At 55.6% G+C, this 22,329-nt stretch carries 17 protein-coding genes; 8 read left to right on the top strand and 9 right to left on the bottom strand.

All coding sequences use genetic code 11. The annotated features are described in order from the left end of the window. Positions 1–233 precede the first annotated feature (233 nt). Together BBPC_RS06430 and serA are read left to right on the top strand one after the other, a co-directional pair. A complete protein-coding gene (locus BBPC_RS06430; RefSeq protein ID WP_004220637.1) occupies positions 234–2,513 on the top strand; it encodes a HelD family protein in 2,280 nt (759 codons plus the stop codon). Positions 2,514–2,523: 10 nt separating this feature from the next. After that, on the top strand, positions 2,524–3,723 hold the full coding sequence (gene serA / locus BBPC_RS06435; RefSeq protein WP_022244691.1) for a phosphoglycerate dehydrogenase: 1,200 nt from the start codon (positions 2,524–2,526) through the stop codon (positions 3,721–3,723). A gap of 185 nt (positions 3,724–3,908) precedes the next feature. On the opposite strand, the gene nrdR is transcribed toward serA, so the two are convergent. Continuing rightward, positions 3,909–4,361: a transcriptional regulator NrdR gene (nrdR, locus tag BBPC_RS06440; protein WP_033524138.1), complete on the bottom strand. Its 453-nt coding sequence runs from the start codon at positions 4,359–4,361 to the stop codon at positions 3,909–3,911. Positions 4,362–4,410: 49 nt separating this feature from the next. After that, positions 4,411–4,662, bottom strand: coding sequence for a LysM peptidoglycan-binding domain-containing protein (locus tag BBPC_RS06445; protein ID WP_117501900.1), 252 nt, complete (start codon positions 4,660–4,662; stop codon positions 4,411–4,413). Between the two features lie 215 nt (positions 4,663–4,877). Between BBPC_RS06445 and lexA the strand changes: the two genes are divergently transcribed. Continuing rightward, positions 4,878–5,594, top strand: a complete 717-nt coding sequence (lexA, locus tag BBPC_RS06450; protein ID WP_004220644.1) for a transcriptional repressor LexA — start codon at positions 4,878–4,880, stop codon at positions 5,592–5,594. Between the two features lie 116 nt (positions 5,595–5,710). On the opposite strand, the gene BBPC_RS06455 is transcribed toward lexA, so the two are convergent. The 3 genes from BBPC_RS06455 to hflX form a co-directional block, all read right to left on the bottom strand. Further along, positions 5,711–6,646 (bottom strand): cation diffusion facilitator family transporter, encoded by a 936-nt coding sequence (locus BBPC_RS06455; protein WP_004220645.1) that lies wholly within the window; start codon positions 6,644–6,646, stop codon positions 5,711–5,713. A gap of 314 nt (positions 6,647–6,960) precedes the next feature. Further along, positions 6,961–7,923: an L-lactate dehydrogenase gene (locus BBPC_RS06460; RefSeq protein ID WP_004220646.1), complete on the bottom strand. Its 963-nt coding sequence runs from the start codon at positions 7,921–7,923 to the stop codon at positions 6,961–6,963. A 200-nt stretch (positions 7,924–8,123) separates the two neighbouring features. Further along, positions 8,124–9,584 carry a GTPase HflX gene (hflX, locus tag BBPC_RS06465; RefSeq protein ID WP_095279809.1) on the bottom strand — a complete coding sequence of 487 codons (1,461 nt, stop codon included), beginning with the start codon at positions 9,582–9,584 and terminating at the stop codon, positions 8,124–8,126. Positions 9,585–9,745: 161 nt separating this feature from the next. Between hflX and BBPC_RS06470 the strand changes: the two genes are divergently transcribed. Further along, complete coding sequence (locus BBPC_RS06470) at positions 9,746–10,357, top strand: class I SAM-dependent methyltransferase (RefSeq protein WP_022244693.1); 612 nt, start codon at positions 9,746–9,748, stop codon at positions 10,355–10,357. Beyond that, on the top strand, positions 10,354–14,454 hold the full coding sequence (hrpA, locus tag BBPC_RS06475; protein WP_004220654.1) for an ATP-dependent RNA helicase HrpA: 4,101 nt from the start codon (positions 10,354–10,356) through the stop codon (positions 14,452–14,454). Before BBPC_RS06470 ends, hrpA begins: the two co-directional genes overlap by 4 nt. A 109-nt stretch (positions 14,455–14,563) precedes the next feature. Here the strand turns inward: hrpA and BBPC_RS06480 are convergent, their stop codons facing one another. From BBPC_RS06480 to BBPC_RS09945, 3 genes are all read right to left on the bottom strand, one after another. Beyond that, on the bottom strand, positions 14,564–15,640 hold the full coding sequence (locus BBPC_RS06480; protein WP_004220657.1) for a hypothetical protein: 1,077 nt from the start codon (positions 15,638–15,640) through the stop codon (positions 14,564–14,566). A gap of 6 nt (positions 15,641–15,646) precedes the next feature. Beyond that, positions 15,647–16,675, bottom strand: coding sequence for a hypothetical protein (locus BBPC_RS06485; protein ID WP_174767721.1), 1,029 nt, complete (start codon positions 16,673–16,675; stop codon positions 15,647–15,649). Positions 16,676–16,818: 143 nt separating this feature from the next. Next, positions 16,819–17,355, bottom strand: a complete 537-nt coding sequence (locus tag BBPC_RS09945; protein WP_033524074.1) for a hypothetical protein — start codon at positions 17,353–17,355, stop codon at positions 16,819–16,821. Positions 17,356–17,722: 367 nt separating this feature from the next. On the opposite strand from BBPC_RS09945, the gene BBPC_RS06495 reads away from it, so the two are divergent. After that, positions 17,723–18,373, top strand: coding sequence for an ATP-binding cassette domain-containing protein (locus BBPC_RS06495; protein ID WP_004220664.1), 651 nt, complete (start codon positions 17,723–17,725; stop codon positions 18,371–18,373). A gap of 90 nt (positions 18,374–18,463) precedes the next feature. Here the strand turns inward: BBPC_RS06495 and BBPC_RS06500 are convergent, their stop codons facing one another. After that, entirely contained in the window at positions 18,464–19,690 is a 1,227-nt protein-coding gene (locus BBPC_RS06500; protein ID WP_033524075.1) for an MFS transporter, read from the bottom strand. 135 nt (positions 19,691–19,825) lie between these two features. Here BBPC_RS06500 and BBPC_RS06505 point away from each other — a divergent pair, with 135 nt between their 5' ends. Both BBPC_RS06505 and BBPC_RS06510 read left to right on the top strand, forming a co-directional pair. Continuing rightward, positions 19,826–20,755, top strand: a complete 930-nt coding sequence (locus BBPC_RS06505) for a hypothetical protein (protein WP_004220668.1) — start codon at positions 19,826–19,828, stop codon at positions 20,753–20,755. A gap of 49 nt (positions 20,756–20,804) precedes the next feature. Then, entirely contained in the window at positions 20,805–22,277 is a 1,473-nt protein-coding gene (locus BBPC_RS06510) for a DUF5067 domain-containing protein (protein WP_022244697.1), read from the top strand. Positions 22,278–22,329 lie beyond the last annotated feature (52 nt).

A 22,329-nucleotide genomic window follows, 5' to 3' on the forward strand; every position in this document is an offset into this window, starting at 1 on the left:
ACCTAGACCCAAAACTCTTTCCCCACTTTACCCCACGCATCACCATAAATCCCCACATAAATGGAAAAAATCAGCAAATGCTGAGGTTGATTTTCCCCACATTGAACGAATGGCATCAAATCAACTACCGTAAATTCATCCTTGCTTCGCTATGTCGCACTCGCCCTCGTCGGTTTTCGTAGAAGCCTCGGGGTACATTGGAGTGCCTAAGTTTTGTGAGGAAGGGATTGTAGATGTCGAGTTATTCCGCCCAGTTGCGTGAAGAACAACAGGCCGTCAGCCGCGCGTATGGCCGCTTGGACGACCTACGGGCTCAAGCTCGCGCCCGTCTCGACACCGTGCGGGCAGCGGGCTCGCACGGTTCGCCCACGCAACGCACCGAACGCGACTCCTTCGCCACCATGTACGAGGACCGTCTCACCCAGTTGCGTGCAGTCGAGGACCGTCTGGTGTTCGGCAGGCTCGATGATGTTCACGGCACGCACCGGTATATCGGTCGTATCGGATTGTCCGACGAGCACCATGAGCCGATCCTCACCGATTGGCGAGCCGACGCGGCACGCCCGTTCTATGAGGCGACGCCTTCGCACCATGGCGATATCGTAATGCGTCGCCATATCACGCTGAGTTTCCGTGAAGTGGTCGGTGTCGAAGATGAGGTGCTCGATGTGCATTCCGACCAAGTAGGTCAAGCGTCCTCGGACGGCACGCTAACCGGTGAAGGCGCGCTACTTGCATCATTGAACGCCAAACGCACCGGCAAGATGACCGACATCGTGGCCACCATCCAAGCCGAACAGGACCGTATCATCCGTGCAGACCTCAATCAGGCCGTGGTAGTGCAGGGCGGTCCGGGTACCGGCAAAACCGCCGTTGCCCTGCATCGCGCCGCATATCTGCTCTACACGCATCGAAGAATGCTCGAACGTTCCGGCGTGCTGGTGGTTGGTCCGAGCTCCACGTTCCTGCATTACATCGACCAGGTGCTTCCCTCCCTTGGTGAGACCGGAGTAGTCAGCCGAACCATCGCCGATCTGATCCCCGGCGTGATCGCGACGGCGCATGACAACCCGTTCGCCGCGAAATTGAAGGGCGAACGTCGTATGTCCAAAGCCATCGCCAATGCCGTTGCCGCACGAGAACGCGTCCCCGCATCATTGCCGTCGATCCGCATCAACGGATTCGCAGTGCCCATCGTGCGCGCGGATATCGAACAGGCCATCACCGATGCCAAGCGCACGCGACAGCAGCACAACAAAGCACGCGAAACTTTCGTGCATAGCATGTTGATCGCCATGCGCAACCGTTATGTGGACAAGCTTGATTACGAGCCGGAGCAGGCGGAGTTGACGGATGTGATGCAGCAGTTGCGCATGAATGACACCTTGCGCAAGACGTTGAATCTCGCATGGTTGCCGATGACCGGCGAATGGCTTATCGACCAACTGTTCTGCAAGCCGCAGCAGCTTCGTCGCTTCGCACCATGGCTTGAGGAACGCGATATCGAAGCATTGGTTCGTCCCAAAGGGTCGCCGTTTACCGTCAGCGATATTCCGCTGCTGGATGAAGCCATGGAACTGCTTGGCCCCGACCCCAAAGCGGTCGCCCGCCAAAAGGCGTTGGACGCCAAGCGCGCCGAGGAGGAGCAGTTCGCGCAAGATACGCTGGCTCAGGCTGGCATCGGCTCCGGCATCGTCACTTCGCAGATGTTGGTCGACAATATCAACGGGATGGACGCGGAACTCACCGCGCAGCGCGCCGCCGCAGACCGTGAATGGACATATGGGCATATCGTTGTCGATGAAGCTCAGGAACTCACCGCCATGGATTGGCGCATGCTCATCCGCCGTTGCCCGTCGCGTTCGTTCACCATTGTGGGCGATGTTGCGCAAACCTCCGCATTGGGCGGCACCCGTTCGTGGCGGCGTATGATGGATCCGTTGTTCGGACCCCACAATTGGCAACTCAACGAATTGACGATTAATTACCGCAATCCGAAGGAAGTGTCGCAGCTCGCCTGTGATTTCGCGGCAACGGAGGGATTGTACATCTCCACCGTCAATGCGGTGCGTGGCGTGCCGGATTCGGTCAAGCGCCTCACTCTGGCCGACGACAGTCTGATTGCCGATGCCGTGGCACAGCAGACCGTCGATCTGGTCCGCGCATTCGTCTCCTCCGATGGCACCGGACGCGTGGCCATCATCGCACCTGACGATATGGTCAAGCCGTTGCGCAGGCGGGTGTACGAACAGCTTCGCGAAACATTGACGGCGAAGGAGTTCGACCGTCTCGATGCGCAGAGCTCTTGGGATGAACAGGTCACCGTTTGTTCCACGCAAATGGTGAAAGGCTTGGAATACGACGCAGTGATGGTGGTGCAGCCGGGAAGCATCGAGGAGAATGCCCCCTCACGCATTGTGGCCGCAGCCGATTTATACGTCGCCATGACCAGACCGACACAACGTCTGCTTATAGTCCGGACAAATGCAGACGAAAAACTGCTCAAGCTATAAGGTAGGAACCATGCCTAAAGCATTGTTACTTGAAAATATTCATCCTGACGCGGCACAGTCACTGCGTGACCACGGCTTCGAAGTCGAGTGCCTCAGGGGCGCCCTCAACGAAGATGAACTCATCGACGCCTTGGAAGACGTTGATCTGCTGGGCATTCGCTCCAAAACCAGCGTGACCAGCAAAGTCATCGACGCACGTCCGACGCTCACGGCCGTCGGCTGCTTCTGCATCGGCACCAATCAGGTCGATCTCGACTATGCGGGCAAGCACGGCATCGCCGTGTTCAATGCCCCATATTCCAACACTCGCTCCGTGGTGGAACTGGTTATCGGCGACATCATTTGCCTGATGCGCCGCATTCCTGCGCACACCCATCATATGAAGCACGGTATGTGGGACAAGTCTGCTTCCGGCTCTCATGAAGTGCGAGGCAAGACGCTCGGCATCATCGGCTACGGCAATATCGGATCTCAGCTTTCCGTCATCGCCGAGGCACTTGGCATGCGCGTGGTGTTCTACGACATTGAAGAGAAGCTTGCCATGGGCAATGCCCATCGTTGCTCTACACTGAACGAACTGCTCGAACAGTCCGATGTGGTCACACTGCATGTCGATGGCCGCAAGTCCAATACCGGTTTCTTCGGTGAGGACCAGTTCGCGCATATGAAGCAGGATTCGATCTTCATCAATCTTTCCCGCGGTTTTGTGGCTGATTTGGACGCTCTGAAGAAGCATTTGGACTCCGGCCACATTTCGGGCGCCGCAGTGGATGTGTTCCCTGTCGAGCCGAAGAAGAGCGGCGACGAGTTTTTGACGAGCCTTGCGGATGAAGACAATATGATTCTGACCCCGCATATTGGCGGGTCTACGCTTGAAGCCCAGAAGTCCATCGGACAGTTCGTCTCACAGCGTCTTGAGGATTATTGGTTCAGGGGATCCACCATGTTGTCCGTGAATCTTCCGCAGATCACACTGTCTGATATTCGTTCGAACTTCCGCATCGCGCATCTTCACGCGAATTTGCCTGGCGTACTTGCCAAGGTGAACCGTGTGCTCGGAGAAGAGAATATCAACATCGCGGCACAGGCACTGGGCACCGAAGGCGAAATCGGCTATGTGGTCACCGATGTGGCCCAGCGCCCCAGCCAGAAGGCTTTGGACGAACTCGCAGCCATCGAAGGCACGATCCGTATGCGTGTGATCAGCTGACGATCCCAATCCGGCAAACGCCACTACGATACGAATGCATTGTGGGGGTTCCAATCACTTATTGGCTGGAACCCCCACAATGCATGAACCCTAATGCCGTTTGCCGTAATCGCCCAGTTTTGCGCTACCAAGTCCATTTCAGCCAAAACAAACGCATTATCATATGCGTTCGCAACCGTTCGAACCTACTTCAGCGCATCGGCCTTCAGCTCGTCGATCGCGTTCTGGAAATCCTCAAGATTCTCAAAATTCTGGTATACACTGGCGAATCGCATATACGCGACCTCATCAAGATCACGCAACGGTTTCAAAATGGCCCTGCCGACCTCGTCGGATTTGACTTGAGCCAGTCCTCGGGCACGAAGATCCTCTTCGACCTGCTGGCCAAGAGCCTTCAAATCGTCTTCCTTGATCGGACGGCCCTGGCATGCCTTGCGAACACCAGAAATCACCTTGTTCCTATCGAACTGCTCAACGTTGCCGGAACGCTTCACCACCAACAACATAGTGGTCTCTAGCGTGGTGAAACGCTTGGAGCATTTCGGGCATTCACGCCTACGGCGGATGGAATGGCCGTCATCGCTGATGCGGGTATCGACCACCTTGGTATCTGGATTCTGACAAAAAGGGCAATGCATGGTGTCAAGAATAGCCTGAACCATTGAACTAGGCCAATCTTGCGCGGGTTCATACCTCGTCGGGAACGATAAGTCTTTGACCGGCCCGAAGCGATACTGAATCCAGATTATTCAGTCGTACCAGCTCGTCCACAGTATCCGCAACATTGCCACCATCAGGCGTAATACGCGCAGCGTACCCCCACAACGTATCGCCCGGCTGGACGGTATATACCACCACCGGCGTCGCTCCGGGATCTGACTGCGCGCGTGCAGGCATCATCAATCCAGCCAAACACCATGCGAGCACCATCAGCATCATGATTACGGCCAGTCGATCCGCCCAGACTTTGAAATCAACGCCATGAGCCTTCGGCACACGATCCATCACGCCACTCCTTCTCGAACAGCTGTTCTATCGAACGCATGTTCTGAGTATGGCACAAATGTTCGATAATTGCAGACACACCTCGAACAGATGTTTGATTTTCTCGGCGTTTCGCGTTATGCTTGCCTAAGACCTGAAAGGAGCCCACCGTGAGCACCGTCCCATTCACGCCCAAAAAGGATGCCGAGCGTCCGGATGAAAGCACGCTGACCGACCGTCAGCGCAAGGTGCTTGGCGCCATCAAAAAACATCTCGTCGAGCAGGGGTTCGCTCCCTCATTCCGCGAAATCGGCGAAGCCGCAGGGCTTAAAAGTCCGTCATCCGTCAAACACCAGTTGCAAGTGCTTGACGACAAGGGCTTCATTCGCATGAACGCGAACAAGGGCAGAGCCATCGAAGTCGTGAGTTTCGACGATGACGAGGTTTCGCCCGGCAAAGTAGCGCAGGTCATCCCATTCCCGAGCCAATCTGATTCCAGCGGATCCATCATGGCTTCCCGCGATGTCCCCTTGGTGGGACGCATCGCGGCAGGCGTGCCCATCACCGCCGAGCAGCATGTGGACGATGTGATGCGTCTGCCGGAACGTCTCACTGGCACCGGCAATCTGTTTATGCTTGAAGTGCATGGCGACTCCATGATTGACGCGGCTATCTGCGATGGTGATTTTGTGGTGGTACGCGAGCAGAACACCGCGGAAAATGGAGATATTGTGGCGGCGCTGCTCGACGATGAAGCCACGGTGAAAACGTTCCGCAAGGATCATGGCCATGTCTGGCTCATTCCGCACAATCCCGCCTACTCCCCTATCGATGGCACGCATGCTGAGATCATGGGCAAGGTGGTCACCGTGCTCCGCAAAATCTGACGTTAGACTATTCAACGCCATTGAAATCGCGCCCACAAAGATGAAGCCATAAACAAAGACTCCATCTTTGTGTGCGCGATTCTTTTCCGGTAAACGCACCGGTCATTTAAGAATGTTTAGGAATGCATTTCGGATTTGCTGGTCGAACTGTATCCTTCCGGTTCGAGTTGGAAGGTGGTATGAGGTACGGATACGGGGAAATGTTCGCGCAGGCAATCTTGTAGTTGTGCGAGTATTTCCGCCGCTTCTTTCATGGTGAGTCCTTGTTCGACCACAACATGCGCCATGAAGATCGGCATGCCTGTGGATACGATGCTCGCGTGGATGTCGTGTACCGCCACAACATGCGGCACTTGTTCCAAGTGGGAACGCACTTCATCGAGATCAAGACCGTTGGGGGTTTCTTCGAGAAGCACGCGAACCGCGTTGCGCAACAGTTTGATGGCTCGCGGGATCATCATGAGTGCGATGATGCCACCTGCCACAGCGTCGAATCCGGCCCAGCCGGTGCAGATGAGCACGCTTGCCGATACGATTACGGCAACGGACCCTAAAGCGTCATTCATGACTTCAAGGAATGCCGCTTTCATGTTCATGTTGTCTTCGCTTTGCGATGCGAGGATAAAGATTGATCCGATATTGGCCGCGAGGCCGAGTATGCCCATGAAGAGCAGCAATCGCACGTCGTTTACTTCGTCGGCAGATCCGCCGAAAAGTCTCATGCCGGCTTCCACAAGCGCATAGATACCTACGATGAGGAGGATGAGGGCTCCGACTGCCGCTGTTAGCACTTCGAGCCTTGCCCAGCCCCAGGTGCGTTTGTTGCTGGGCTTGCGTTGCATCAGTATTGCGGTGACGGTTGATGCGATGAGTACGGACATGTCGGTGAGCATGTGTCCGGCATCAACGAGCAGCGCCAACGATTCTGTGATGACCGCGCTGATGACTTCCGCTATGAATACCGTCGAGGTGAGACCGAGCGACATCATGAGCCGTTTTTGATGTTCCGCTCCTGTGTTCGCTATCGATCCGTGCGCGTGGTCATGTGCCATATGCTTAATCTTTCAGCCCGATTAAGAAACTTATTGAAATTGTTTCTCAATACCATTTTCATTGCTCTCAAAACGCAAGAAACCCCAGCCATAGGCCGGGGTTTCCTTTATTTCTTTTTGCAGTCTAACGACTGATCAATCGCCTGTCAATACCCAAGCAACCAAAAAGCGGTAACGCAGCTGGCACTCCGTTACCGCCAGAAAACAATAAAAAACGCGGTAACGCATGTGACAGCAAGGCGCACGGAATGAAGGCGTACAGAGGTACGTCGAATTCCGTGTAACGCAGCTAGCACTCCGTTACCGCGTTTTTATCAGAAGCCGAACTGGGCAGCGGTTTCCTTCAGCGTCTCTGCGGAACGCGTAAGGGCTGCAAGCTCGCGGTCGGACACCGGGGTGTTGATGGCGGTGTTGACGCCGGAACGGTTGAGGAGGGTCGGCACGGACATGCAGACGTCGGAGATGCCGTGGAAGTCGTGGAGCATGGAGCTCACCGGCAGGATGCGGTTGGAGTCGCGCATGACGGCTTCGATGATGTCAACGCCGGACATGCCGATGGCGTAGTTGGTTGCGCCCTTGCCGTTGATGATCTTGTAGGCGGCGTTCTTGACGTCCTGGTGAATCTGCTCACGAACTTCGGCGTCGAGCGGAGCGTGACCCGGCAGCGGGGTCCAGTCGCACATCGGGACGCCACCGATGGTGGCGGAGGCCCACAGCGGCACTTCGGAGTCGCCGTGTTCGCCAGCAATGTAGGCGTGCACGTTCTTGACGTTGACGCCGGTCTGCTGGGCGATCAGGAAGCGCAGACGTGCGGAGTCAAGGTTGGTACCGGAGCCGAAGACCTGGTTTGCCGGCAGGCCGGAGATCTTCTGGGCAACATGGGTTGCGATATCAACCGGGTTGGTGATGAGCATGTAGATGGCGTTCGGAGCGACCTTCACGAGGCCAGGAATGATGGCCTTGAGAATGTTGATGGTGGCACCGACCAGTTCGAGACGGGACTGACCCGGCTTCTGACGCGGACCTGCGGTGATGACGATCATGTCGGCGTCGCGGCAGATTTCCGGATCATCGGAGCCTGCGATGGACACGGTCGGGAAGAAGCTGGAGCCGTGCTGCATGTCGAGTACTTCGGCTTCGACGCGTTCCTTGGCAATGTCTTCGAGCACGATCTCACGTGCGACGCCACGCTGAGCGGCAGCGAAAGCGAGAGTGGAGCCGACTGCACCGGCACCGATGATAGCGAGCTTTGTGGGCTTGATTGGTGAATCCACCATGTGCTTACCTCTCTTATAAGAAAGAATGTCCCGCTGGTAGCAGGTTTTCTCTTAGAATTTCATCTTTACTTTATCCACACAGCATGACGTTTCAAGGCGTTATAACACGACTTGCAAATAATGAAAAGTGATATGCATCACAAAAGATGTGAGCGCTCACAAACGCTGTGTTCGTTGCGTTGCACTGTTTTGCAAGGTTTTCAGCCGATTGACTGTTCCACGATTTGCGCAGCCAAATGATCGTCCACTTCCGCTTCGAGCATCATACCGTCGTCACGGTATTCGACGTTGATCACTTTGCCGTATTCACGTACGCGCGACACCAGCGAACCGGCAGTGTATGGCAGCAACGCCTCGACATGCACGTTCGGCGTCGGCAGCATGGATTCCACCTGCATACGCAGCTCGTCGACGCCTTCGCCGGAAAACGCCGATACGATGTACGCTTCCGGCATCAACGCCTCGATACGCTCGCGTGTGGCCTCATCCATACGGTCGGCCTTGTTGAACACGATAATCGTGGGAATGGTTTCGACGCCGTCGATGTCGGAAAGCACATCGTCGACCGCGTCGATTTGCGAGAACGGGTCCGGATGCGATCCGTCCACCACATGCACGATCAGATCGGCTTCGGAAACCTCCTCCAGCGTGGATTTGAACGCTTCAATCAGCTGCGTAGGCAGTCGACGCACGAACCCGACGGTATCGACGTACGCATATTGACGTCCATCTTTGGCACGCGCCCTGCGCACTGCGGTGTCCAATGTGGCGAATAGCGCGTTCTCCACCAATTCCGCTGATCCGGTCAACCGATTCGTCAACGACGATTTGCCCGCGTTCGTATATCCAACCACAGCAACGGTCGGCAATCCGAAACGACGGCGAGCGCCACGTTTGACGTCACGCGCGGGAGCCATCTGTTCGATCTGTTTGCGGAGTTTGGCGATGCGGCTTCGGATCACACGGCGGTCCATTTCGATTTTCGTTTCGCCAGGTCCTCGCGAGCCGATGCCCGCGTCTCCTGCGGCGCGGCCACCTGCCTGTCGCGACAGTGATCCGCCCCAGCCTCGCAGTCGTGGCAGCATGTACTGGAGTTGTGCCAGTTCCACTTGGGCTTTGCCTTCGCGTGAGGTCGCATGTTGGGCGAAAATGTCGAGGATCACGGCAGTGCGATCCACGACCTTCACTTTGGTGGCGTCTTCCAAGGCGCGGCGTTGGCTTGGCGGCAGGTCGTCGTCCACAACGATGGTGTCGGCTTCCTCTTGCGCCACGATTCCGGCGAGTTCGCGGGCTTTACCGGAGCCAACGTATGTAGCTGCGTCCGGCTTGATACGATGCTGCAGCAGGCCGTCGCATACCACGGCGCCGGCGGTTTCGGCAAGCGCGGCAAGTTCTCTCAATGATTCTTCGGCCTGTGCCTGTGTGGTTTCACGGCTGGACCACACGCCGACGAGCACAACGCGTTCGAGGCGGACTTTTCGGTATTCGACTTCGGTGACGTCTTGCATTTCGCCGAGTCCGGACACATGCTTCAACGCATTGCGGGATTCGCGTTCCTGCCATTGTTCGTCATGGGATTCGTTGAAATGGTTCTCGCCGTTGGTATCAAGCAGCACCTCGGACTGGTCGGCGAGCACGCCTGACACGTCGTTGGCGCTCATGCTATGCTCGATGTCGTTTTCTTGGCTCAATGGCACCTCTCACGGTTAAACTATGGTGTCTTTATTATCATCATTCTCTAGAGACATGGGTATCGGGCATTCGCCACGTGGATGAGCGCGGCTTGCGTGATGCCGGAGGCGAGCGTTTGCAAGGAGTGGGTATGGCACAGGCCGAACAGTATTTCGCGGCTGATCCGCAGTCGAAGGATGTACGTAAGAGGCTGCATGTTGTGTTGCGAGGCAATGAGGCCGATGTTGAGGTTTCCAATGGCGTGTTTTCCGGCAATCGCGTGGATTTGGGAACGTCCGTGCTGCTTCGTCAGGCTCCGGAGCCTCCTGAGGAGGGTACGTTCCTTGATCTGGGTTGCGGTTGGGGCCCGATTGCGTTGACACTTGGTTTTGCTTCGCCGAAGGCTGATATTTGGGCGTTGGACGTGAATGAACGCGCGTTGGATCTGACGCGTCGCAATGCCGAGCTCAATGGTGTGAGGAACGTTCATGCGGTCACCGCCGATGAGATCCCTTCGGATATGACGTTTGATCTGATTTGGTCGAATCCGCCGATTCGTGTTGGCAAGGATGTGCTGCATGAGTTGTTGATGACGTGGCTGCCGCGTTTGAATGCGGGTGGTACCGCCTATTTGGTGGTGCAGAAGAATCTGGGGTCGGATTCGTTGATTCCGTGGCTTGCCACGCAGCTTGGCGATGGTTATGAGGTAAGTAAGTACGCGAGTTCGAAGGGCTTCCGCGTTATCGAGGTTATGAAGGCATGAAATTCGAATATCCTTCCCAACTGCCGGTTTCCGCTGCACGTAGCGATATTGCCGAGGCGGTGAAGTCGAGCCAAGTCGTGATTGTGTCTGGTCAGACGGGTTCCGGTAAGACCACGCAGCTGCCGAAGATTCTGTTGGAATTGGGCCGTGGATCGCATGGCAGGCAGATTGTGCACACGCAGCCGCGTAGGCTGGCCGCTCGTACCGTGGCCGAACGTATCGCCGCGGAGATGGGCGTGCGTTTGGGCGACGAGGTCGGCTATCAGGTGCGTTTCACCGATGAGAGCTCACCGAAGACCCGTCTTCGCGTGGTGACCGACGGTATTCTGTTGGCGCAGATTCAACGCGATCCGAAACTGATGCAATACGATACGATCGTTATCGACGAGGCGCACGAACGTAGTCTCAATATTGACTTTCTGCTCGGTTATTTGACTGCGCTATTGCCGAAACGACGTGACCTGAAATTGGTAATCACGTCGGCGACGATTGATTCGGTGAAGTTCCAGGAGCATTTCGAGCACGCTTTGCATACGAAAGTGCCGGTTATCGAGGTTTCGGGACGAACCTACCCCGTGCAGGTCGTGTATGAGCCGCTGGGCACCGCTCCCGCGTTGATGCGTTCCGTACCCGGTTTTGAAACTGGCGCGATGCCGGGCGATGCCGACTATGAAACGTTGTCGGCCGCTCCTGACGCGAAGGATTCCCGCGAGCCGAACGTTGACATGCCGACGGCGGTGGCGCGCGCCTGTGCCGAGTTGGTGATTCATTCGAGTCATGACCGTGGACCGCGCGATATTCTCGTGTTCGCCTCGGGCGAGCGCGACATTCATGATTTTGAGAATGCGCTGCGCCATCATTATGGTCCGCGTGCCATTGATATGCGTCGTCCTGATGCGATTGAGATCGTGCCGTTGTTCGCGCGGTTGTCCTCCAAGGAGCAGCATCGCGTGTTTGAGCCGCATGACCATCAGCGTATTGTGATCGCTACGAATGTGGCCGAAACGTCGTTGACGGTGCCGGGCATTCGTTATGTGGTCGACCCTGGCACCGCTCGTATTTCACGTTATTCGAAGAGCGCGAAAGTGCAACGGCTTCCGATTGAACCGATCAGTCAGGCGAGCGCGAACCAACGTTCGGGTCGTTGCGGCCGTATTGCAGATGGTATTGCGATTCGCTTGTATTCTCGCGAGGATTTCGAGACGCGCCCGGAATTCACGGAGCCTGAGATTCTGCGCACGTCGTTGGGTGCGGTCGTATTGCATATGCTGTCGGTGGGTGTGGCTCGTACCGCGCAGGATGTTACGGATTTCGGCTTCATCGATCCGCCTGATATGAAGGCGGTGTCTGATGGTTTCAATGAGTTGACCGAGTTGAAGGCCGTGGCGCGCAAGCATGGCGAGGTTGTGCTGACGCACACGGGTCGCATGCTTGCACGCATTCCGATCGACGTGCGTTTGGGCCGTATGATCATCGAGGCTGCGAAGTCGACCACGCCGAACACGTTGGCCGCAGTGCTGGTGGTGGTCGCGTTCCTAAGTTTGCAGGATCCCCGCGAACGTCCGGATGAGAATCGTGAGGAGGCCGACCGCATTCATAACCGGTATGCCGATCCGTCCAGTGATTTTCTGACCGCGTTGAACTTGTGGGATCGCGTGTTCCAAGCTGATGGCGAGCCGAGCAATTCCGCGCTTCGTAGGATTTGCAAGACTGAGTATTTGAGTTGGCTGCGCATCCGTCAGTGGAAGGATCTGGTCACGCAGTTGCGTGAGATGTGCAAGGAATTCAAGTTCAAGGTTGGCGATCCGATTCCGGCTTCGCGTCCGCCGCTTGAGATTCGTCAGCTTCCGTCGAATCAGCAGGCTGCGCATTCGTTGTGTTGTTCGTGGGATGCGCAGGGTATTCATACGTCGATGCTTTCGGGCTTGTTGTCGATGATGGGCATGCAGATCGTGCGTGAACCGAAGGCATCTGATTTCGCTGGCTTGAAGGGCGCTGCCCGTGCGCGTGCCATGAAGCGTGCGCAGAAGATGGCGAAGAATGATTATCAGGGTGCGCGTGGCACGCATTTCGCATTGTTCCCGGCTTCCGCGGTCGCCAAGTCGACACCGCAATGGGTGATGAGCACGGAGTTGGTGGAAACGAGCCGCTTGTGGGCGCGATATTCCGCCCAGATCGATCCCGCTTGGGCTGAACCGTTGGCGGGTTCGTTGACGCGAACCACGTATGCGGATCCGCATTGGTCAGGCTCGCGTGGCTCCGCGGTGGCGAGCGCGAAGGTACTGTTGTATGGTTTGCCGATAGTGCAGGATCGTACGGTGCAGTGGGGTCGTATCAATCCGCTGGAGGCCCGTGATTTTCTGATTCGTCAGGGTTTGGTCGAGGGCGATATTCAGCAGCGGTTCTCGTATGACGATTTCATTGCGAAGAATCGCGATGTGCTGGAGGACGCCGCCGACGATGCGAGTCGCACACGTCAGATGGCGCAGGCGGTCAGTGATGAGGATCTGTTCGATTTTTATAATTCGGTGATTCCCAATACTGTCACGTCGGTTGCGGATCTTGCGAAATGGTGGAAGTCAAAGCATGATGAGCAGCCGGATTTGTTGGATTTTGATCCGGAGAAGGTGGAGCGTCTTGCTGATGCCGAGTCAGTGTCGTTGGCTGATTATCCGGATCATTGGCATACGTTGGGTACGGACGGCTCCCCTATCGATTTGCGGTTGAGTTATGTGTATGATCCGCATGATCCAAACGATGGCGTGACCGTGCATGTGCCGTTGAAGGTGTTGTCTCGTTTGACACCGGAACAGTTCACGTGGAATGTTCCCGGATTGTTGGATGAGTTGATTGTCGGCATGATCAAGTCGTTGCCGAAGACGTTGCGCGTGCAGTTTGTTCCCGCTCCTGATACGGCTCGTAAGATTCGTGCGTGGATTGATGAGAGGTATCCGGATCTGCCTGGTTCCGGTAACCAGCAGAAGCCGAATCTTGCTCCTACCAATGCGGAGGGTGTGGCCGCGTGGCCGGATTTGCCTCATACGTTCACGCAGGCGGCAATCAGCATTGTTGGCGCGCAGATTCACCCTGAAGTGTTGACTGGTGAATTGTGGAGCAAGCTCATGCCGTATTTGCGCGTGACGTTCTCTGTGGAGCAGCAGTTGCCTCCGAGTCGCAAGAGTCAGCATGGCAGGCGTCATGCGCGGGGCCCTGTCAAGGTGCTTGGCTCGGGCAAATCGTTGGTGGAGTTGCAGCGCAAGTTTGCGGAGCAAGCCGAGGCTTCCGCACGGCAGATGGTGAAGAAGCAGGCGGAAAACGCTGGAAATCAGGGCAAGCTTGTGGAGCAGGCCAATCTGCTGCATAAGGCTGGTGCCACTACCGAAGCTCGTTCCACCATGCTGTGGCGCGGTGCACTTGATGTTTTGCGTATGCCGAGCGAGCGTATTTCGTCGCGTTGGTTGGGTGCGGAGGCGTTGATGTTGGCGTCCGCACCATATCAGTCCACGAAGGATCTTACTGAGGATCTGCAGTTGGCTGCGGTGAAGCGTTTGCTGCCGAATGTTGACGAATTGCCGGATGATGAGGCGTTGGCGAATGCGGTGCTTGATGTACGTGAAGTGTTCGAAGATACCGTGTATGCGGTTGCGCATGATGTGATCGCTATTTTGAAGCGGTATGCGGAGGTTGATAAAGCCGTGTCAGGCAAGGCCGATCTGCCGATGTTGAGCGTTTTGCAGTCGATTCGTGAGCATATCGCCACGCTGGTGTATCCGGGATTCATTGGTAAGACTCCTCCGGATGCGTTGGCGCCGATTGAACGGTATCTGCATGCTGACGTGCTTCGTTTAGGTAAGGCGAAGAACGACAAGAATCGTGATGTGCGTTGGGCTTGGGAGGCTGATGAGGCCAAGCAGTTGGCCGACAAGGCCATGGCGAAGGCCGAACGTGAGCCTGCAGGTCCGCGTCATGAGGCGTTGATGAAGCAGGCGGTCACCGCACGTTGGATGCTTGAGGAATTCTACGTATCATTGTGGGCGCAGGAACTCGGCACGCCGAAGCCGATCAGCCTGCAGCGCATCAAGAAAGCGTTGAGCTAACGCATCATCATCTTTCGCATTCCATTGCCGTCGATACTTGCGGTTTTCCAGTATCGACGGCAATAGAACCTAATGAAATCATCCTCAATCGAACCATGGTTAGCGGTGTCTAGCGTTGCTTGAAGAAACGGAACAACTGCGTTTCATGTATCGTCATACCGACGAGCACGCTTGATACCATCACTCCAGCGAATATCGCACATGGCGCGCGCATCGCACCCAACCATACGGTCATTGAATCGGCGATGCTCATGCGAACGCAATACGCACCCAACAGCGCGGCCGAAGAGGCACACGCCAAGCCGCTCCAAATCAACGTTTCCACAGCGATTTCCAGCAATTGCGCACCTTTGGACTGCCCTGAATGCAATGCGCCAGCATATTCCAATCTACGACGACGCACGCCGAACGCGCCGAACATCAGCCCCACAGCCAATCCCAGCCACGGCATCCAACGAGTCATACGCTGCCCGTACGAAGCTTGCGCATCGTAATGCGAATCGAAACTCTTATTCACCTGCGTCACGCCGGCATTGGATGACGAACCCGACGCAACCAGCGTGGAAAACAACACATCCTCCGTCTGCCCGCTTTGCGGCCACTGTCTGACCCAACATTCGTCGAACGTGCCATTCGACGCAGATACGGGCACAAGGAGAGCGTAGGCGAATCGCGTGTCACGACCATCGTTCGGCCAATAAAACACGCCTGCGACGCTCATCGTTCCCTGTTCGGTCTGCATTACGCTGCCTTTGGTGAGACCAAAATCCTTGGCCACGTCGGTAGATACCCACACGCCGGACACATCGGACTTCGCGCTCCCGGCGATCATCCTGATCATGCCGGGCGTCACTTCATACGACGATATATCCTTGCCGGGCGTGGCAAGCGGCACAATCTGTTGACCGGCACGCATCGCACCGGCCAAGGTGCCCATCACACCGCCGCCAGCGTCGGCGAGCCTGTCACATGCGGCTCCGTCCACCGTTCCCCCAACGATGGCGCCAACGTCGGCATAGGCGTTGATGCGTTGCACCGCCTCGGTTTCGAGCCCCACCACATTGGCGGCCTCATATCCGCCGAGCAATGTAGACGCGAACAATACCGCTGCAAACATAAGCAGCGCATGACTCACTCCCGCGCCAATATTGCGCAACGCTTCGGAAAGCACCGATCGTAATCGCATAATCGCCTACTCGCAGGTGAGATTGTTAAGTCCGCTGCCGATTTCCACATTGGAGATCGAAGCGATGTCTTCGCTGTCGGCTTGCACGAGGCTCACGCCAAGTTCGCCTCCCACGATCGACACTTTCACGGGAGTGCTGCCATGATTGTTGGATGCGGGCACGATGCAGCCGGTTGAACCGTTGATGCCGAATACCGCGCCGGCGGGAACGCGCAGCACTCGCATCCGTTCGCTCAAGGCCAAAGTGGCGTCAAATCCCGCTTTTCTGGATTCCACGTCCACGGATTGGTAACTGTCGTTCGCTTCGACTTGTTGCAGGAACCCGGCATCCGTGATTTCAGTGGTATTGGCTGGCAATGTTCCCGTAATGCCGAATATCGTCAACGAACGTTCCTGCGCGGATGCAGTGCCGTTTTTGATGGTGAGTTTCGTCAATGATCCGGGGATTTTGCCGATTGCGGTGCCGCCCGTCACCATGGATCCGGCGGTTGCGTTCCACTCGGCAACTGCGACTTCGTGTTCGGGAATCCACAATGTGTCGGCCAATGACAACGATCCATCCGACGTATTACCGTTGTCGGCCATCAACTGCTTCCACCCGTCCGATGTGGCCCACCCGTAGGTATCCGATCCGGGAACGCTGTTGTAGCCAAGTAAGCTGAGTTCATTATTCAGGGCGAGCACATCGCCGCCGATGTCTCCGGTCTTCAAATCGCGATACAAGGGGGTTGCGGTGTTCAACGCCACTACCGTGCGATCGTTCACCTGGTAGGCGCCTTTGCCTGAGATCAGGCCGTCGCCGGACCAGTCCGCGGTGACCATGCCACTCGCATTGCCGGAAAGATCACGGTCACTGGAAATGGTGGGCACCACAGTAACCTGCTGCATGCCCGTATATTCTTGCACACTGGCGGGAGCCACGGTCTTCTCCACCGCCGAGCTCAGTAATGTCGGCGTGCGGTCAGGCAGCCACAATGCGCAGGATCCGACCGCAATACAAGCTGCCGTGACAGCCGCCAGCAGAGTCCAAGTCACAGCAGTGCACTTCGAACGCTTACCGCCCGTCCTTTGCCTCATTCCGAATCGTCGCGTCATACTCACATATACCCATTCACTCACAGCCAACAAGCACCATCAGCGAACACATCACCATAATTCCCCTGGAATCACTTACCTTCTCACCACAACTGTTCCGTATCGTCGGTCGCATATCCCACGTTGTAGCCGTTCGACACAAGGCAACTGCGCACTTGCAGGTTCTGCATGTCAAACGAAGTATTGCCATCCGTTCCGGAAAACTCCTTGTTGAACCGGCTTACGGTATAGTCCTTCGGCACGAGCGAGTCTCTATGCAAACAATCGACCACGGCTTGCGCTTGATCGGCATACAGATTCGGATTGCCCACGATAATGCCGTACACATCCTGCACATCTGCAACATACTCATCGCCGCATTCCGTGGAATCATCGGAATATCGGGATTCCTGAATGGTCGTCCCCTGTTTGTGTCCAGCTTCGGCATAGAGTCCGCTCGGATATTTGATGAGTTTGATTTCCTTATATCCTTTGTCGATCATGCACTGCCGGTAATCAGACCAGGCTTTCTCATAATCCGACGTCGAAATCTCACCCGTACTTTTGGCTTTGTCCAATATCGTTTTCTGCGATTCAGCGATATTACCTTGCGATTCCCGCTGTTCAATCCATTCACTCAACGACGCCGCCAATTTCTGTCCGCCCGCCGACCCATTTTCGGATGATGATTCCGATGTGGCAGAATCAGAAGATGCGCCTGTGGCATCCCCATTAATTGAGCATCCCGCCAAAAGCATTGACAATGCGACGGCAAGAACGCAAGTCTTGCAAAATGACATCCAAGAAGTCACCATCTTCACCCCCGTACTAATGTATCACAACGAGTGTAGCACCGCATGATAATGTGCATAGCAGGCGGCATTTCCGAAAAACTTACTTGCATATACGCAAATGAGGTAGGGTGGATGTTGCGTGGTTGCGATTAGGGGACTACAAATGATTGGCAAGGGTGCATCGGTAAGGTGATTGCCTCGTGAAAGGTTGGCTATGCGCGTTGCGGTTGAGGGGTTGGCTCATCGATTTGAGGGAACCGATCTGCTGTTCGAGAATTTGAGTTTCGTGGCCGAACCTGGTGTGACCATTGCGATATGCGGTCCGTCGGGATGCGGCAAGTCAACATTGCTGTCGATTCTTGCAGGATGGGAGCAGCCTTACGCTGGCACGGTGACGCGAGAAGGTGTGGATCGTGTTGGATGGATGTTTCAGAATCCGTATGGTGTTGCGGAACGCACAGCGCTCGACCATGTGGTGTTTCCACTGCTCGCCAAGGGAATGAGCCGCCGCGAAGCGGAACCAAAGGCTTTGGAAGCGATGGAACTGTTCGATCTGGAATATGCGGCAGACAGGCGTTTCTGCGCTTTGTCCGGAGGCGAGGCGCAGCGTCTTATGCTCGCGCGTGCGGTATGTTCCAGGCCGAACATGCTGCTGGTCGACGAGCCGACCGCCCAGTTGGATACGCGTACATCACATTCCGTAAGCCATGTGCTCGGCAATCTGGCCGGTCAAGGCATGATCGTGCTGGTGGCAACCCATGATCCGGACACGCGGGACGCCTGCGATCGCGTAATCGATCTAGCCGACTACGCTCCGCAAGTCGGCGGGTCCACTGCCCAGCCCGCCAACATCGCAGTCCACTAATCGCTTTCCGCAATCTCAACGAATTACAGATAAAACTTCTATAACTTTGCCGCTTTCAGAAACCGCTCGTTCAAACCCGACCAAATGCCATCAGGCTTGCTGTTTGGCGTAGAAATCGCGTTCTCGAGCTGCGAACGGGCGCAGCAGGGTTGTGGTGCCAACCGCACACAGCAGGAAGATCGCGCCCACAGGGCCAAGCCACATCAGTCCCAAATGGGCGTTGACCAGTCCACCAACCGCGGAGCCGACCGCGATGCCGATGTTGAACGACATGGAATTGAGCGATGCGGCCAGATTCAGCGATCCCGGATGCGACTGAGAGGCAACATCCATATATAGCACCTGCGAGGCGGAATTCTGCAGATACATGAACATGCCAAGCACCACCAGCAGCAACGCACCATACACCGGCACCCAATGCGTTACGATCAGCGATGCCATGAGCACGGCGTGCGCGCAGTAGATCGGACGAATATGCGTCAGTGGTTCCACTCCCCCGCCACGGTCGGCAAGCTTGCCGCCATACAGGTTGCTCCACAGGCAGGCCGCGCCGAAAATCACCAGGCCGACGCTTAAATACTGTTCGGGAACATGCACTTCGTCTCGCATGATCGGCGTCAGATACGTATAGAACACGTAAGTTGCCGCCGCGCCAAACACCACGGCAAGCACGCCCAACTGAATACGACGGTCGAAAAACAGGCGGAACTGCGGCAGAAAACCAATCTTCACAATACGGCTGTTGCGCGGCAACACCATCACCATGAGCACAATAAGCACCACTGTGAGCACGTTCACCAAATGGAACGCCCAACGCCAGCCGAACGTGTTCGCAACCCACGTGCCAACCGGCACACCCACCACGGATGCGATGGAGAAGCCGGAAAACACCCATGCGATGAACTTCGTGCGGTACTGTTCAGTTGTTACATCGGGCGCGTACGTCATGGCAATGGCCACCAGCGTGCCGGACACCAGCGCGATGAGAATTCGCGCCACCACGAGCACGCCATAATTCGACGCGAACGCGCACAGCACGTTGCCGATAAGGAACACCCCAACCAGCGTCAGATGCGTGGCAAAACGCGGAAAACGAGCCGACAGCGCCGATCCGAGCGGCGTGACCGGCGCATACACGAACGCGAACAGCGACACAAGATTGCCGACCGTCACCTCCGACACCTTCAAGCCAGCCGCGATATCCGGCAGAACGCCAACGACAATGAACTCGCTCATGCCCAGCATGAAACTCAGCGAGATCAGCACAATCACAGGCAGATTGAAAAACCGTTCCTTCGCCACATCACTCTTCGCCATACACTTCTCCTCCATAGCCCCTCGAACTCCCCACGCCTCGCCAAACTCGCATTGTCATTAAAGCTTCTCACGTCAATCGATTGACGAATCAATCGTCAAACAAACGATAAGCCAAACGCGATACAATGACGCGCGATGACACGCAAAACAACCACCACAGCAAAAAACAACCGCAAACCCAAGAAAAACAAGCAGCCAAGCCTCACCAAACTCCGTAACGCCTGGAAAAAAGCAAACACCCCAAAACGCATCCTCATAGTCGGCGAAACACTGATAGCCAGTATCGTCGCGCTCGCGTTGATCGTTGGATTGGTGCGATTCGTCGGTTGGCGTGTGCAAGTGGATGAAGCGGTCGCATCGCAGGAACAATTGCAGACGCAATACGATTTCAATCCGGGCAACATCATTTCAGATGGTCTGTTCTTCAACGGGAACGCGTTGAGCGAGCAGCAGGTGAACGCCATCATCGAAAAACAGGGTGCCGCATGCAGCGGCGAGAAATGCTTGAAATCCATGACGTTTAGCACCGAATCGCAACCCGCCAACGAATACTGCGAAGCATATGAGGGAGAGCCGAACGAAAGCGCCGCGGCGATCATCTACAAGTCGGGAAAGGCGTGCGACATCAGTCAAAAAGTGCTGCTCACCGTGCTGCAAAAGGAGCAGCATCTGCTTACCGCCACCGATCCAAGCGACTTCCAATTCAAGTCGGCCATGGGATTGAGCTGCCCGGACGACGCGAACTGTGACCCGGAATATGCAGGTTTTTTCAAACAGGTGTATGGCGCGGCGAAACGCTACCAGTATTACGTGCAACATGAGGATCGCTATGGATACCATGCGGGCACGCTCAACTATATTCAATACAATCCGGACGCCAGCTGCGGTGGCAGCAACGTGTACATCGAAAACAAGGCGACTGCACTGCTGTACATTTACACGCCTTATCAGCCGAATGCAGCCGCATTGGATGCGGGAGTCGGCGAAGGCGACGCCTGTTCGACTTACGGCAATCGTAATTTCGCAATCATCTACAATTCGATGTTCGGCTCTCCTCGAGGCTGATTTTTCGATACAATTGCTCATGGAAGGGACTGACCAGAAGGAGCCTTTCATGGGCCTACTCAACAACAACGACTATATCGACCCATTCAAGGGTTCCGATTACATCGATCCCAGCAGCAACGCCGAACGCCTGTCTAATCAGGTGAACCGTGACCATGCACGGCGTGAATCCTATGTCCAGCGGCGATATGTGAAACCCGCGCAGAGCGATCAGGCATCGCGCGACAGGCAGGCCCCACAAAACACCCGATCCAAGCAAGACGGTAGATCTCAACAGGCGCAAGGCGATCAGTCCACACGAGGAGACACGCTCCAAACCATGTTGAACGACTGGTCCACGCAAACCATGCGGTATGCCCAGTCCATGCAGCAAAGCTTGCAACAGGCGTTGCGGCAAAATCAGCAAAACCCGCAGAACCCGCAAGGACGCCCATCGCAGCCCTATAATCCGCCGCGCATACAAACGGAACGAGCCACACGCGAGTTCCAATCCACTTCCGACAAGAAGCAACGCCGCCATAAAAACGGCTTCGTCACCGTTTTGGAGATCGTTATCATCATCGCTGTAATAGCGTCGATTGGCGGAATGCTTTCTGACAGCATGTCAAACATCATCTCCGATTTCGATGGATCCACAAGCCAGTTCGAGGAGCTGTCCACACAGGAAACCGTCAGCGAAGACGTTGGAAAGCTCTACTCCACCGGAGGAAAAGCATTGGAAGTGAACATCGAAGGCGTGCAGACAGGTCCGGAGGATTTGAACGGCGACGCCACGCTCACGGTTTTGCTCACCTGCACGAACATCGGCAAGAAAACGATGTATCCTCATGCCGTCGCAGATCTGATGGTCATGCAAAACGGCATCGAGCTTGCCCCTGCATTCACTTCCAACGAGGATTCCGACCGCACGGAGTTCTCCGGCGCCGAAATGAAACCGAAGAAAAGCTCGCAGACCACCAGCAGTTTCGTTCTTACGGACACCAATTCACCAGTTGTGGTTCAGCTGATGAATTATTCGCAGCATAATGTTGTTCGCGCCGCGTTTTCCTTTGACGAAGTCGACATAGAAGGATCCTTGAAACATATTGATTATGCGGCCGTCCCTCAGCCCGAGCAAGTGGACGCTTCGAATTTCGACGAAGACGGATCCGTAACCGATTATGACGAAAGCACCCTGCATTTCCGCGTAGACTCCATTGAGAAGACAAGCCCCTCATATGCCGATCATGACATAGCGTTCGCACGCATATCCTGGTATGTCGAAAATGGAAGCAAATACCGGGCTTTCCTGAACTATATGGATGTTTCCGCGACCCAAGACGGCACTGAGTTGCATAGCACGTATCTTGACGATGATAGCTATTCCACAACACGCAAGGTCACTCCCGGCGTGAAAATGACGACGACAGTCGCTTTTGAAACGCAAAGCAACTCGCCTGTGACATTCATATTTTCTGACTATGGTGATGAGATTCTTCGCAAAACCGTTAATTTACGGTCAATTGAGTCATTGGAACTTTAATCCGATACTTGCAGAAACATCAAAAGAAGATTCAAATAATCATTCGGAAAGC

It is taken from the genome of Bifidobacterium pseudocatenulatum DSM 20438 = JCM 1200 = LMG 10505 (assembly GCF_001025215.1).
In the GTDB taxonomy this organism is placed as follows: domain Bacteria; phylum Actinomycetota; class Actinomycetes; order Actinomycetales; family Bifidobacteriaceae; genus Bifidobacterium; species Bifidobacterium pseudocatenulatum.

Excerpts from the sequence above, each read along its gene's own strand:
- BBPC_RS06430 (WP_004220637.1), top strand. The coding sequence starts at position 234 with ATGTCGAGTTATTCCGCCCAGTTGCGTGAAGAACAACAGGCCGTCAGC.
- serA (WP_022244691.1), top strand. The coding sequence starts at position 2,524 with ATGCCTAAAGCATTGTTACTTGAAAATATTCATCCTGACGCGGCACAG.
- nrdR (WP_033524138.1), bottom strand. The coding sequence starts at position 4,361 with ATGCATTGCCCTTTTTGTCAGAATCCAGATACCAAGGTGGTCGATACC.
- BBPC_RS06445 (WP_117501900.1), bottom strand. The coding sequence starts at position 4,662 with ATGATGCTGATGGTGCTCGCATGGTGTTTGGCTGGATTGATGATGCCT.
- BBPC_RS06455 (WP_004220645.1), bottom strand. The coding sequence starts at position 6,646 with ATGGCACATGACCACGCGCACGGATCGATAGCGAACACAGGAGCGGAA.
- BBPC_RS06460 (WP_004220646.1), bottom strand. The coding sequence starts at position 7,923 with ATGGTGGATTCACCAATCAAGCCCACAAAGCTCGCTATCATCGGTGCC.
- hflX (WP_095279809.1), bottom strand. The coding sequence starts at position 9,584 with ATGAGCGCCAACGACGTGTCAGGCGTGCTCGCCGACCAGTCCGAGGTG.
- BBPC_RS06470 (WP_022244693.1), top strand. The coding sequence starts at position 9,746 with ATGGCACAGGCCGAACAGTATTTCGCGGCTGATCCGCAGTCGAAGGAT.
- hrpA (WP_004220654.1), top strand. The coding sequence starts at position 10,354 with ATGAAATTCGAATATCCTTCCCAACTGCCGGTTTCCGCTGCACGTAGC.
- BBPC_RS06480 (WP_004220657.1), bottom strand. The coding sequence starts at position 15,640 with ATGCGATTACGATCGGTGCTTTCCGAAGCGTTGCGCAATATTGGCGCG.
- BBPC_RS06495 (WP_004220664.1), top strand. The coding sequence starts at position 17,723 with ATGCGCGTTGCGGTTGAGGGGTTGGCTCATCGATTTGAGGGAACCGAT.
- BBPC_RS06500 (WP_033524075.1), bottom strand. The coding sequence starts at position 19,690 with ATGGCGAAGAGTGATGTGGCGAAGGAACGGTTTTTCAATCTGCCTGTG.
- BBPC_RS06505 (WP_004220668.1), top strand. The coding sequence starts at position 19,826 with ATGACACGCAAAACAACCACCACAGCAAAAAACAACCGCAAACCCAAG.
- BBPC_RS06510 (WP_022244697.1), top strand. The coding sequence starts at position 20,805 with ATGGGCCTACTCAACAACAACGACTATATCGACCCATTCAAGGGTTCC.